Annotated in this window: 13 protein-coding genes and 2 pseudogenes; 10 read left to right on the forward strand and 5 right to left on the reverse strand. The window is 64.4% G+C overall.

The genetic code is table 11. The features are described 5' to 3' along the window. Positions 1–138: 138 nt before the first annotated feature. Positions 139–594, reverse strand: a complete 456-nt coding sequence (locus tag Bsp3421_RS03940; RefSeq protein WP_273997045.1) for a type II toxin-antitoxin system HicB family antitoxin — start codon at positions 592–594, stop codon at positions 139–141. Positions 595–906: 312 nt separating this feature from the next. Here Bsp3421_RS03940 and Bsp3421_RS03945 point away from each other — a divergent pair, with 312 nt between their 5' ends. Beyond that, positions 907–1,779 (forward strand): slipin family protein, encoded by an 873-nt coding sequence (locus Bsp3421_RS03945; RefSeq protein WP_273997046.1) that lies wholly within the window; start codon positions 907–909, stop codon positions 1,777–1,779. Positions 1,780–1,847: 68 nt separating this feature from the next. Here the strand turns inward: Bsp3421_RS03945 and Bsp3421_RS03950 are convergent, their stop codons facing one another. After that, positions 1,848–2,030, reverse strand: coding sequence for a hypothetical protein (locus Bsp3421_RS03950; RefSeq protein ID WP_273998270.1), 183 nt, complete (start codon positions 2,028–2,030; stop codon positions 1,848–1,850). Between the two features lie 265 nt (positions 2,031–2,295). On the opposite strand from Bsp3421_RS03950, the gene Bsp3421_RS03955 reads away from it, so the two are divergent. The 5 genes and pseudogenes from Bsp3421_RS03955 (at position 2,296) to Bsp3421_RS03975 (ending at position 8,372) form a co-directional block, all read left to right on the forward strand. Further along, the gene (locus Bsp3421_RS03955; RefSeq protein ID WP_273997047.1) at positions 2,296–3,105 is read left to right on the forward strand and encodes a PRC-barrel domain-containing protein; all 810 of its coding nucleotides are present in this window, start codon (positions 2,296–2,298) and stop codon (positions 3,103–3,105) included. A gap of 398 nt (positions 3,106–3,503) precedes the next feature. Next, a complete protein-coding gene (locus Bsp3421_RS03960; RefSeq protein ID WP_273997048.1) occupies positions 3,504–3,779 on the forward strand; it encodes a hypothetical protein in 276 nt (91 codons plus the stop codon). Positions 3,780–4,619: 840 nt separating this feature from the next. After that, positions 4,620–6,780, forward strand: a pseudogene (locus Bsp3421_RS03965) (hypothetical protein). A 7-nt stretch (positions 6,781–6,787) separates the two neighbouring features. Next, the gene (locus Bsp3421_RS03970) at positions 6,788–7,495 is read left to right on the forward strand and encodes a DUF3142 domain-containing protein (protein WP_273997049.1); all 708 of its coding nucleotides are present in this window, start codon (positions 6,788–6,790) and stop codon (positions 7,493–7,495) included. 487 nt (positions 7,496–7,982) lie between these two features. Continuing rightward, the gene (locus Bsp3421_RS03975) at positions 7,983–8,372 is read left to right on the forward strand and encodes a hypothetical protein (protein ID WP_273997050.1); all 390 of its coding nucleotides are present in this window, start codon (positions 7,983–7,985) and stop codon (positions 8,370–8,372) included. Positions 8,373–8,531: 159 nt separating this feature from the next. Here Bsp3421_RS03975 and Bsp3421_RS03980 read toward each other — a convergent pair whose 3' ends face one another. From Bsp3421_RS03980 to Bsp3421_RS03990, 3 genes are all read right to left on the reverse strand, one after another. Then, on the reverse strand, positions 8,532–8,723 hold the full coding sequence (locus tag Bsp3421_RS03980; protein ID WP_252987738.1) for a helix-turn-helix transcriptional regulator: 192 nt from the start codon (positions 8,721–8,723) through the stop codon (positions 8,532–8,534). Next, on the reverse strand, positions 8,720–9,106 hold the full coding sequence (locus Bsp3421_RS03985) for a hypothetical protein (RefSeq protein ID WP_273997051.1): 387 nt from the start codon (positions 9,104–9,106) through the stop codon (positions 8,720–8,722). Before Bsp3421_RS03985 ends, Bsp3421_RS03980 begins: the two co-directional genes overlap by 4 nt. A 114-nt stretch (positions 9,107–9,220) precedes the next feature. Beyond that, positions 9,221–10,348, reverse strand: a complete 1,128-nt coding sequence (locus Bsp3421_RS03990) for a zinc-binding dehydrogenase (RefSeq protein WP_273997052.1) — start codon at positions 10,346–10,348, stop codon at positions 9,221–9,223. A 264-nt stretch (positions 10,349–10,612) separates the two neighbouring features. Between Bsp3421_RS03990 and Bsp3421_RS03995 the strand changes: the two genes are divergently transcribed. The 4 genes and pseudogenes from Bsp3421_RS03995 to Bsp3421_RS04010 all read left to right on the forward strand — a co-directional run bounded on the left by Bsp3421_RS03995 (position 10,613) and on the right by Bsp3421_RS04010 (position 12,645). Beyond that, on the forward strand, positions 10,613–11,005 hold the full coding sequence (locus tag Bsp3421_RS03995; RefSeq protein ID WP_273998271.1) for a DUF2384 domain-containing protein: 393 nt from the start codon (positions 10,613–10,615) through the stop codon (positions 11,003–11,005). 42 nt (positions 11,006–11,047) lie between these two features. Further along, entirely contained in the window at positions 11,048–11,422 is a 375-nt protein-coding gene (locus Bsp3421_RS04000) for an RES domain-containing protein (RefSeq protein WP_273997053.1), read from the forward strand. A 258-nt stretch (positions 11,423–11,680) separates the two neighbouring features. After that, positions 11,681–12,299, forward strand: a pseudogene (locus Bsp3421_RS04005) (LysE family translocator). A gap of 97 nt (positions 12,300–12,396) precedes the next feature. Beyond that, positions 12,397–12,645, forward strand: coding sequence for a hypothetical protein (locus Bsp3421_RS04010; RefSeq protein WP_273997054.1), 249 nt, complete (start codon positions 12,397–12,399; stop codon positions 12,643–12,645). The last annotated feature ends 20 nt before the right edge of the window (positions 12,646–12,665 follow it).

The following is a 12,665-nucleotide window of genomic DNA, read 5'->3' on the forward strand; positions in this document are numbered from 1 at the left end:
GCTGCGCGACGCGCGCAGCGAAAATCCTCGACGGGGCGTCTCCGGGACACGCGGGCCGTCTGCATGCATCGCTTCCTCGCGCCACGCGCCCGGGGACGGACGGAGAGCCCGGCGGGAACCCGAATCGGAGCAGACGGATCACGTCGATTCGCACGTCGCTCCGCTTCCGGCGGTGACAGGACGGCCCTCGCCACGCGGCGCGGACGGGCCCGCGACATGTTGGCAGGCCATCGCCACGATCGCATCCCGCGTCATATGCCGCGCGCGCGCCATCCGGTCGATGTCGAGCACGACGCATGCGGGCAGGCACAGCTCGATCCGCACCGAACTCGACGTCATGCCGGTCAGATCGAGGTCGATGAAGCGCCAGATTCCACCCCCCGTATCGAGCGCCAGCCCCTGCAGGATGGCCATGTCGGTGGTGGGCGGCGGGATAAGGCGCACACGTCCGTGATAGCAAGCCATGACCTGCCGCCCGGCAACCGCCTGCAATTCGTCGAACGAGCCGCCCTCCACGACAGCGTCCGGGAAATCCGGGAGCGTGCCGCCCAAGCGAGCCGGCCCCCGTCGGGTGATGTAGATGGGATATTTCATGCGTCACTCCTTGTTGCGAAACACGCCAGGCTTCATGCTGCGGCGCACCGGCCCGGCAAGTCGGTACGCTGCAGCACAGTCCGGGCAAACCATTTCGCGGCGCGCCCGCTCCTGCACCGTATCGCCTCGACCTGCGGCTCGCGCGCCGCCCGCCAACCGCGTACGACAACGTACCGATTCCCGCCATGCACCCGCGCATGCTCGCACCAGACGCCTCGCCCACGTTGAGCCCGACGTCGACGACGACGGCCGGGCATGCGGCAGGCACATCCCGCATGCGCCAAGTCGTCCTTACCTGATCGGAGCATCATCATGAATGCCATCACACTGGTACTGACCGCCGCATTCGTTCTCGCGGCATTCGCCGCCGGCGCGGCGGGCTACCTGTTCCTCGCGATTCCCCTCCTCCTCATCGCCGTACTCGTCGCGCTGTCCGTACGGGTCGCCAAAGTCTGGGAAAAATTCGTCATCCTTCGGATTGGAAAACTGCAGAGCGTCAAGGGCGCCGGCTTTTTCATGATCATTCCGATCATCGACGATATCGTCGCCGTCATCGACGAGCGGATTCAAACCACCGCGTTCAACGCGGAACAGGCGTTGACCAAGGACACCGTGCCCGTCAACGTCGACGCCGTGATCTTCTGGCACGTCCATGACGCGCAGAAAGCCGCGCTCGCCATCACCGACTACCGACAGGCCATCGATCGCATCGCGCAAACGTCGCTGCGCGAAATGATCGGCGCTTCGATGCTGGCCACGCTGCTGTCGGACCGCAAGGCCGCCGATTTGCACCTGTGCGAAGAAATCGGCCGGAAAACCATGGACTGGGGCATCACCGTCCGCTCGGTCGAAACCCGTGACGTCGCCATCCCGGTTGCGCTGCAGGATTCGATGTCGCGGCAGGCGCAGGCCGAACGCGAAAAGCAGGCGCGGGTCATCCTCGGTTCCGCGGAGGCCGAGATCGCGAGCAAGTTCGTCGAAGCGGCGCGGGTGTATGAAGATCATCCGGGCGCGCTTCAGCTGCGCGCGATGAACATCATCTACGAAACGACCAAGGAGCGCGGCGCGACGATCCTGATCCCAAGCTCGATGGTGGACAGCCTGAATCCCGCATTCGCGCTGGCGGTTGCCGGGTATGACACGACCGCCGCCACGCCGGGCCCCTCGCTCAAGACCGCCGCGTGATCGAATACCGGCCGCCGCCGCAGGCGACGCCTTGCGCAGCGTGCCCGGCCAGCGCCGCGCGAGCCGCGCTAACGCGCCCTGCTCCGCGACGATTTCCGTGCATGCTTTCGATGCGACTGCGCGACCACCATCCTGGTGACGCCGCCGATCGATGGCGGATCGCTGGCGGGAAACGTCGCCTCGACCGCCTCGTCGACATTGCGCTCGCTTTTGTCTGCATTCGTATGCTGCTCCCGGTATCTATTACGCATGATCGCCTCCACGGCACGTGACACGCCCCAGCATAGACCCGATCGGCAAAGCGCGTCACGCCCCGTCTCCATACGCAACAGCCATCGCATGCGCGCCGGCGTCCACTTTGTACGATGCCGTACCGCTTCGCTCATCCGTTCCGTATAAGGTGTTCGGCATGTGAGCCAGCAGGGCGACGCGAACGCTGATGGGATGCGGATGCGGTTCCAGCCGGCATGACGGCCGACGCATCGACGCGCCGCACATCGATCTGGCGAGGACATCATGCTACGAAGCATCAAGACACTGCGCGGAAACGCGATTCGCGCCAAGGACGGCGATATCGGGCACGTCGACCAAGCCTACTTCGACGACGATGACTGGTGCATACGCTACCTCGTGGTGGAAACGGGCGATTGGCTGCACGACAGGCAAGTGCTGATCTCGCCGTACTCCGTCAAGCGCGCCGATCCCGGCTCCGGCACGCTGCATGTCAATCTCACCCGGCAGCAGGTGCGGGACAGCCCGAATCTGGACACGCGCAAGCCGGTCTCGCGACAGCACGAGGCGGAATACCTGCGCTACTACAACTATCCGACCTACTGGGGAGGACCGAACCTGTGGGGAATGGGCGCGTACCCGGCCTACGACTCCGCCGGACTGTCGCTGGACAGCGAGGCGGGCAACCCGGTTCCCACTTTCGCGGCGCCCGCCAACGCGCCGTCGGATACGCATCTGCGCAGCACCGACGAAGTCAGGGGCTATCAACTCGAAGCCACGAACGGTCGCATCGGATCCGTGTGCGGCTTCATCTATGACGATGAAGCCTGGATCATTCGCTATCTGACGATCGATACGCGAAGCTGGTGGTCGATCGGCAAGAAAGTGCTGATCGCGACGCATTGGTTCGACCGGGTGGACTGGGCCGCGCAAACGGTATCCACCACGCTCACGCGCGACGCGGTCCGCAACAGCCCGGCATACGACGATTCGAAGCCGATCCACCGAGGCTACGAAATCGAGCTGCACAAGTTCTACGGCAAGCATGGCTATTGGTCGGATGCGGAAGCCGCGGAGCCGGTCGATATTCCATAGCCGGCCTCCGGCCGCGTGCATCCGTTGCCAGCCGCGCCCGGCATAGGTCCGTGCGGCGCACACGACCGCTTGACCGAAGCGTCGAAAGCCGCATCGATACGCAACCGTCGATCGGCCTTCACGTGGGATCGGTCGATACGTTCGGAGGGATCGCGGACACGGGCGAAACCCGCCGCGGCTCACGACAGTCGCTTTCCCGGGCGCCGGATGCGCCTCGCGGGGCACATTGCAGGCCGGGATGGGATGGCAATGCTCACGCATCCCGCTCATTGAAACAGTCCGCCGGGGATCCCACATTCACGCACATCCGGCTGCAAGGCCGGATTCGCCGCCGACCTCGCGGCGTCGCGCACCGGCCGCTTCCGCGCCATCGATCAAACACTTACCGGAGCATCGCCATGCCCGCATTCAAGCCCATCATTTCGGCCAGACAGTTCATCGAACTGGTCAATCGCCGTCTGCGCCTGCATCACGTGTTCAAGGCCGATATGAATGTATTTCTCGTCAGGCCCGCTGCCGCCAACGCACACGCCACCGAGTTCGATTACATGCCCCGGACGCGCAGAACGAACGGCGTGGTCAGTTCCGTCGTCGATCACGTGAAATCCCAGTTCTTCATCGAGCCCGATCTGCAACTCGCGTGTGTGCGGGGCGCGTTTCCATCATCCGGATAGACCCAGGCCGTCGACACATCATCCACGACGGACATAGCGCATCAAACAGCGGCTCTCGTCACGTCCGCCCCGCCCGCGCGGCCATCATCCTGCGCAGCAGGACTCCGCAGTCGGCGGTATTGCCACGCACTGGGTGAATCACGCCCAAAGCGCAACGGCGCGCGCCCCCTCGCTCCTTCCGTCGTTCCGCTCTGCAAGCCACGCATCGACATCGTGATTTTCTCCGGGCGTGCGATCGGGTTCGTGGATCGAATACTGGTCGCGCAATTGAGCCGGGTCGGCAAACCGGGCCTCGCCTGTCGTTGTACTGGAGGGATCCGATAAGCACCGGCCGGGCAAGGTCGTCGCCCGCTACATGCCATCGGCGGACACCGGCGAGCCAGGCCAGCTTGTCCGTGCAACCAACGCCACGCAGTGCCATCGGCTGCATGACATCGACAATCGGGCCTCCCGCATCGGAGTACGACTTCACGACGTCTCACGGCTCGCCCATACCGACAGAATTGACGGCGCTTGGCGACATCAGGTAGCGTCACGCCTCGGAATCAAGCACCGCAGCAGCAACACATCATCAATCGACTCAACGCTTGATCCTTGCTCATCCACGCATCGGCATCGCCCCAAGGCTCGATACGCGGGAATGAAAGCATAACGACAGCTTCCAGAATGCCTGGCATGCGCCCTTTTCCGGATCCCGACACATCCACCAAAGCACCGGAGGCTTCGCTGTCGACGTCAGCCCGAACCTCCATGCTTGACCAGCACACGCTCTATACAAACAACGTCGAGCCCACGGCCGGGATACTCGAATCCGTCAGGCTCCACACCGACACGACAACCATGCGGAGAACCACGTTGCCAAACCGAAACCTGATCGCGGCGCTGACAGCCGGCTTGTTTTGCGTCTCCAGCGCCCACGCAAGCTCGGACGACAGCTGCTATGCGCCCGCCACGCTCCGGCAAAGCGGCTACTCGTGCGGCGGCATGCCGATCCTGAGCCCCTCCAACGACACGCGCCTCAACGCAATGCTGCTCATGGTCGACAGCGGCAAGGTCGCGCAGTTGTTCCCGGATCCGAAAACCATCCCGCCGGACGACCGGGTGAACCGGATCATCGTGCCGTTCTCGTACGACTTCTCCGGATGGATCGACATCGGCCAGAAGCAGCCTGACACGGCCGACGGCGCGTCGGACGCCGATGCCTCCTCGAATCGATACGCCGACGGCGAAGGCAGCATCTGCCGCAGCATGAATACCGGCAACGACGCCTTCGGTGATGCACTGAACGCCGCCAAGGATCTCCCGCCCGACGAGGCCGCACGCCTGCGCGCCGCGCGCGTCGACATCGCCCAGAAGACCTGCGCCTCGGGCGGCGCCGGCGGCGCCTGGAAGAAGCCCCCTGGTCAAATCGCCGGTCGGGCTGCAGTTCGCGGCTTACCTCGACGGCGCGAACGCGTTCTACCGCTATGACTTCTTCGCCGCCAGCAAGGCTTTCGCCGGCGCATCGCTCAGCGCGAACCCCTGGTTGAAGGAAACCGGGCTCTATATGGCCGGGCGCGCGCAATTGAACGCCGCGCAGGCGCACGCATTCGACAACGACAGCCCGACGCCGTCGCGCGAACGCGTGACGAAGGTTTCGCTCGACGCCGCGAACACGGCCTTTCGCGCCTACTTGCGGGTTTATCCACAGGGACGCTATGCGGTCTCCGCGTCGGGCCTCCTGCGGCGCGTCGCGTGGCTCGGCGGCAATACCGCCCGGCAAGCGGACCTCTATGACCGGGCGTTCGCGCACTGGTCGCCCGCGGCATCGAATGTGCCGCTCATGCAGCAGCTCGCGAACGAACTCGACAGCAAGCTGCTGCTCGACCCGGCGCTCAACCCGGATCAGATTCATTCGCCCACGGTGCTCGCAACCGTCGACCTGATGCGCATGCGCACGTCGGGCAGCGACGACACGAGCAAGGACAAGCCGCTGGCGCTGGACGAATTGCAGGCGCAGAAGCCGCGCTTCGCCGGCGCTCCCGCGCTCCACGACTACTTGCTGGCCACCTGGTACGTCTATGTCGGCCATAAGCCGGATGCGGCGCTCGGCGTGCTGCCGCAAACGCCCGGCGCGCCGCTCAACTACTTCAACCTGAGCCAGCAGACGCTGCGCGCGTTCGCGCTGGAAGACAGCGGCCAGGGCGACAAGGCCCGGCAACTCTGGCGCGATCTGATCCCGCTCGCGAAATTCCGCTTCCAGCGCGAGGCGCTGGAACTCGCGCTCGCGATCAACCTGGAGCAGGCGGGCCTCGTCGACGAAGCCTTCGCCGACGATTCGCTCGTCCAGAACGCCGCGATTCGCGCGGTGCTGCTGCAACGCACGGCCAATGCGAACCTGCTGCGCGCGCAGGCGCAGAACAAGTCGGCCAGCGGCGCGCTGCGCAACGTTGCGCTGTACGCGCTGCTGTACAAGGAGCTCACGCGCGGGCATTACGCCGATTTCATCTCGGATGCCGCGCTGGTGCCCAACACGCCGTCCGCCGCGTTGAAGCCGTTCACGCTGCCCGGCGTGAAGAACGACGACGGCTATACCTGCCCGTCGGCGCGCGATATCGCGGCGACGCTGCAGCAGAATCCCGGCGACGCGAAGGGCCTGAACTGTCTCGCCGACTTCGTGCGGCTCCATCCGTCCGACGTCAGTCTCGAAGACACCTCGACGCCATCGCGGTCCGCCGGCGCCACACGCACGCCGCCGACGCTCGGCAGCGCGCCGACGCAATTCAAGGGTGCGCCGTACGAACGGATGCCGAGCTACGCGGCGGTGATGGACAACGCGCAGGCGAATCCCAACGATCGGGCCTATGCGCTCTTCCGGGCCATCAATTGCTATGCGCCGTCGGGAAGCAGCGACTGCGGCGGGAAGGAAGTGCCGAAGAGCGTCCGCAAGCATTGGTTCAATACGCTGAAGTCCAGCTATCCGGGCAGCCAATGGGCCCAGACGCTCAAGTACTACTGGTGAATCCGACGTGACGCGGGTCGTGTTCGCGGTTCTGCTGCTTTGCGCGCGTTTGGCGCTGGCCGGTACGGTCGATCCGGCGCAGTACGATGCGTACTGGTTATGGGCGGGCGTGAAGCCGCAGGCGGTCGTGCACCATGCGCGCGCCCTCTATGTGCTGCAAGGGCAGATCGAGGCGTCGCCCCGGGACGACGCGCAGGTGCGCTTCATCGCGCAGGGCGTCGCGGTGCCGCCCGCGCCGAACGCGCGCGTCTGGCTCGTCTATCGCGCGCATACGCTGCGCTGGACGCCGCGCGTCACGCAGATCATGCTGGCCCAGCTCGCGCGCTGGCGCGCGTCGGGCCGCATGATCGCGGGAATCCAGATCGACTTCGATGCGCGTACGCGTCATCTCCAGGACTATCTGGCGTTCCTGCGCGATCTGCGCGACACCCTGCCCGCCGATTGCCGATTGAGCATCACGGGGCTGCTCGACTGGAGCAGCAGAATCGATACGGATCAGGTCAATCAGCTCAGGGGGATCGTCGACGAGGTCGTCGTGCAGACCTATCAGGGACGCAGGACGATCCCGACTTATGCGGATTACCTTCCGCGCGTCGCAAGGCTGCAACTGCCGTTTCGCATCGGCGTGATCGAAGGGGGAGAGTGGGACGCGCCGCCGTATCTCGCGGCGAATCCGTGGTTCAGGGGGTATGTGGTGTTTTTGAAGAATGGGTGAGGGCGACAGAGAACCACGCCACTCAAGCCGCAGCGAGAATCCGGCGGTTATGAAACGAGCATCGAGAATTCGGAAGTTCGGAAGATATGAAACGACCAGGCATAGTGACAGGCATTGCGTTGCTCAATTTAATGGGTGCGTTATCGATGGTGTGGTCTTTCGACCGCCGAGTACACATTGGCGTTGATCCTGTTTTCCTGGGATCGGCCTTCCCTGTTCGATGGCAGTGGAATTGGGCCGTCGCCGATATTGGCCTCGCATTCGTAGCCACGGCCGGACTGTTTCGAGGCGGGAACCGGGCAAGATGGCTGTCGCTTGCCTTGAGCCTCTCCCTTTACATCCTCTCTGCGCCCATCGGAAATGTTTCCTTGCTTCCAAGCTTCCTCTTCGCACTCGCCGGAAGCACGTTCGCCTATTGGCTCGTTTTCTTCTCCTTGCCGTTCGAGCTTTATTTCACCCGCCCCAGAGGCAGCCTCCGACCTTCGCCATGCGCGGCGTGATCAACGCGCTCCTGCTCGTATTCGCCGTGTTCACGGCTCACTCGATCATCATGGGCGCGTTCCGGCGAACACGCTCGGCCGAGGTCGCCTGGATCGGCACGGGCATTTTCATCCTGCCTGTCTTGCTGATCACGCTCATCGTTCGCTGGCACCTGGAAACATCCTTACGCGAGATCTCGGTGTTCATGCTTTCAGTCGCCGTGTTTTTTGCCTATTCGATAAGCCACACCTTTCTTGCGCTGCGTTTTGCCTATTCAGACCAAGCGATGCCGTACTTCGGCTGGCTTCATGGCACGCTCTTGACGCTGGCGTTCGGCGCCGGCGGCCTTCTGCTGCTCGCCTACACCAGGAATCGTTACCGCGCTGCACCAGCGTAGCCGCACAGGTCGGGGAGTTGCCGGCGTATGCGTGATCGCGCGCCGGCTTACATCAATCGGGAGCTGGCCGGTGCATGGGCTGCCACAAAATGCGGCGAAAGCGCCCAAAAGGCTGCCACGGCGCAGCATGGGCGATCTACGCCCGGCGTGCGCATCCGCCTAGTCCGGCTCGAACAGTTCTTCGATCGTCTTGTTGAACAACCGGGAAATCGAGAACGCGAGCGTCAGGCTCGGATCGTATCGCCCGGTCTCGATGGCGTTCACCGTCTGCCGCGAAACCGACAGCCGATCCGCCACCTCCGCCTGCGACCAACCCAATTCGCGCCTGAGCGCTCGAAGATGATTGTTCATCGATAACGCCGGCGAACGACCAACAGGCCGGCTATCCACAGCACCGCCATGATCGGCCAGATCGCGAAGGTCGGCAGTTTCGGGAATCCGACGTTTTCAAGAAAGCCGTATCCGAACGTGGCGAGCGCGGTGCCTGCGAAAGCGAATGCGAGCGCCTCGAACTGGATCTTCCGCTGCAACTCGTCGTCCCGCCGCAACTGCCTCAATATCGCGACGACCACGAGGAACATCGGCGCACATGGGAGCAGTGCGATGACAAAGCGCCAGTCATCGGAGACTCGCATACCTTGCAGCACCCATATCGACGCGATCAGCACCACCACATACAGCAGCATTGCCGCGCTCAACTCGACGTAGTAGCGCGTGGCCGATTTCGAAGCCATCTTCCCCTCCGATATGTAAAGTATGCTTGACATGCTATCCACCGCCCCAGGCGGTGTCAAGTTTCCTTTACATTGCTGCTTGTCACGAGAAGGCATCGCGCATGGATACGGGGCCTAGCCGAGACTGGGATCGATCAGGAATTTCTCGCCGGTCGCCTTGCGATCGATCGCGCGCAGCACGTCGGGCTGCAGCACCTCGGCCAGGCCGATCGTGCGCGTGTAATGACTGGCGAAGGTGGTGGTCAGCTCGTCCGTCACGCGCCGGCGAAGACGCCGCGCGACCTCCGGGCCTGCCTTGCCCAGGTAGTTGAAGAGCAGCCAGGCCGATACGCTCCACGCGTAGCCGAATCCGCCCCGATTCAGCACGGTCGGCCCCGTGTCGAGGCTGCCGTAGATATAGAGATGCTTGAACACGGTCGAGCCGTAGCGGCTGTAGGCGCCCGGGGTCCGTGCGGCGGCGCGCTCCATCGCCCGCAGGATGTCGCTGCCGAGCGCTCCGCCGCCGATCGCATCGAACGCGATGGTTGCGCCGGTCTCGGCAATCGCGTCGGTCAGACGCGCGCTGAAGTCCTCGTCCTTGCTGTTGAGCACGTAGGTCGCGCCGATGCCTCGCAACATGGCGGCCTGCTCCTCGGAGCGCACGATATTGACGAGCGGGACGCCGTCGGCAAGACAGATCCGCTGCAGCATCTGGCCGAGGTTGGACGCGGCCGGGGTGTGGACGATCGCCTTGTGGCCCTCGCTGCGGGCGGTTTCAATGAAGCCCAGCGCCGTGAGCGGGTTGATGAACATCGACGCGCCGTCGGCCGCGCCGGCGCCCTCGGGCAGCACGTTCACGTTGTCCACGCCGATCTTGCGATAGTCGGCATACATGCCGCCGCCATACATCCCGACGCGTTTGCCCTGCAGGGCGGCCGCGTTCTTGCCGGCCGCCACGACCGTGCCCGCGCCTTCGTTGCCGACGGGCAGCGACTGGCTGATGCGGCCCGCGACGCCCGTCAGGCGCTCCGGCGGGACGGCGAGCGTGGACCGGGGCGCGGCGGCGCTGCCGGTCGACTCGATGCGGGAAAGATCAGCCGGTCCCAGCAGCAGGCCGATGTCGCTGGGGTTGATCGGCGTCGCTTCGATGCGGACGATGACTTCGTCATCACCCGGTTCCGTCAGTTCGACGTGCTCCAGAGACAAGGCCAGCGTGCCGTGCTCGTCGATCGTCGATCGCAGTTCGCGTCCGCTCCAGGACATGGTTCACCTCCGATGATGGATGGTCGGGCTTTCATCCGCATGACGAAAGCCCCGCAAGGGGAGTTTCGAAAACACATGTGCGTCGGAAACAGCGGCCAGCTTATCCCGAACCGGGCAGCGAATGCGCCTTGACTCAACGTAGACGCAGCCTCCCTCCCCCGCCCGAAATTTGCGCTATGGCTGTTCACGAATTGCGCATGAATGGAGCGCAATATCATGAGCACCCCCGCCACAGCTGATAGGCCGACGGCCGCCGCACCTGCGATGATCGACGTCGCGACCGCCAGCTTCGACCAGTTTTTCACGTCTCTGCACGACCCCGACACCTCCGCGCCCGTGTTGTCCGCGCGGCGCTACATCGCGGCCTTGAATATCGATCTGCGGACGCTGGCCAAGCAAGCGCACGTGCACCGCAATACGGTGGCTCGCGCGCCGGAATCGGAATCGGAATCGGTTCAACAGTTTCTCCGCGAAGCGATCCGCGTGATCCGCGCCGCGACCGAGCTGTCCGGCGAGCTGCGCCGCGCGCTGTTCTGGTTCCGCAACGAACCGCTGGTCGTGTTCGATTACCAGACGGCCGAAACGCTGGTCGCAGCGGGGCGGGCGGACGACGTGCTGCGTTACGTCACGTCGCTGGAAGCCGGTGCGGCCGGATGATCCTCAAGCCGTTGAACGAGGTCATCGCCTACCGCATGCACCATGCCTGAATGGGCCGTCGCTCCCGCGAGCGGCGCCGGTGCGGCGACGCCCGGAGGCCGCGCGAGCCGGATCGGCACGCCGGCCCTCTACCTGGCGCTCGAGATTGCGACGGCAGTAGCCGAATACCAGCAACGCTCACTCTTGCCACCGCCCGGCACGCTGGTCAGCTATCGCGTCACGGCGGAGCCCGTCGTCGACTTAAATGCCTCAGGTCAGGGGGTTCCAGTCGACATCGACGCTTTGAGGCGACGCATGGATGAACCGCGAAGCAAAGCAGATCTCTCGTTTGTGCTGGAGTCGTGCACATATGTCCGAGCGAGCCGGAAAAGATACGAAGTCGTCGAGCGAAGATTACGCTGGCGCGCACTTTCTTAGAAGACTGACTGACAATTTTCTCCAGGATGGGGATGACCTCGCACACAGGCTCAGAAATTTCGCCTTTGATTCAAAGACAACATATCGAGACTGCGGACATCTTTTCGGAGAACCAACAGGAATTCAGCCGAGAAAAGTCCCCCACCCACCAGCCCCGTACCGGCACCCTCCCTGCAAACTGTACCGGTACTGTACCGCCGCTCCGGTCTAGACTTTCTCCTCACCCAAGCCACGAAAGCCTCAAGACGGAGAAGCACCATGGAGTACGCGACCCTGAGCGCCCTGCCCGCCGGCATACTGTTCGCGCTCGTCACGACCATCACCCCCCGGCCCCAACAACACGATGCTGCTCGCCTCCGGCGTCAATTTCGGCTTCCGCCGCACGCTGCCGCACATGTGCGGCATCAGCATCGGCGTCGCGATCCTGATGCTGTCGGTCGGCTTCGGCCTCGGCGAGGCGTTCCACCGCTTCCCGTTGCTCTATTCGACCCTCGAAATCGCCAGCGTCCTCTACCTGCTCTATCTCGCATGGCGCATCGGCACCTCCGGCGAGGTGCGCGTGAACAACGCCAAGGCGCGCCCGATGACCTTCCTCCAGGCCGTCGCGTTCCAGTGGGTCAACCCGAAAGCGTGGATGATGGTGCTCACGGCCGCGACCACCGTCCAGCTGTCCGTCGACTACGGCAGCAACTCGGCCTGGATGGCGCTCGTGTTCGTCTTCGTCGGATTCCCATGCATCAGCGTATGGGCCGCGTTCGGCCAGGGCCTGCGCGGCTTCCTCGCCGACCCGCGCCGGCTGCGCGCATTCAACGTGACGATGGCCGTCCTGCTCGTCCTGTCGCTGTATCCGCTGCTCGCGAAGCTCGCGTCCCACTGACGATACGCCGCCATTGTCGGCGCGACCGCCAAGGCGTACGCTCTCCTTCCGGGCGTCGGTTCGCCGCACGCGAACCCGCTCCGGCGGGAGAAGGCCGATGAAGACACTGCTCAGAGCCGGCGATCGCATCGAAGGTCTGCACTGGATCGCCGAATACCATCACCGCACGCACGACATCCGCATCCTGCGCGAACACACCGAAGTCGGCACTTACGGCGCGCCGGCCGCGCTGTTCGGCGACGAGGAGCGGATGGGCGCGGCGAACACCGCCGACCATCGCGGCCGCGAAGCGGCGTTGCGCGCCTATCTGCGCCACTTCGCCCGGGTCCATGACGCCGAGGAATAGCGCAGACGGTCGCGCCCGGT

It is taken from the genome of Burkholderia sp. FERM BP-3421, from assembly GCF_028657905.1.
Taxonomy (GTDB): Bacteria; Pseudomonadota; Gammaproteobacteria; order Burkholderiales; family Burkholderiaceae; genus Burkholderia.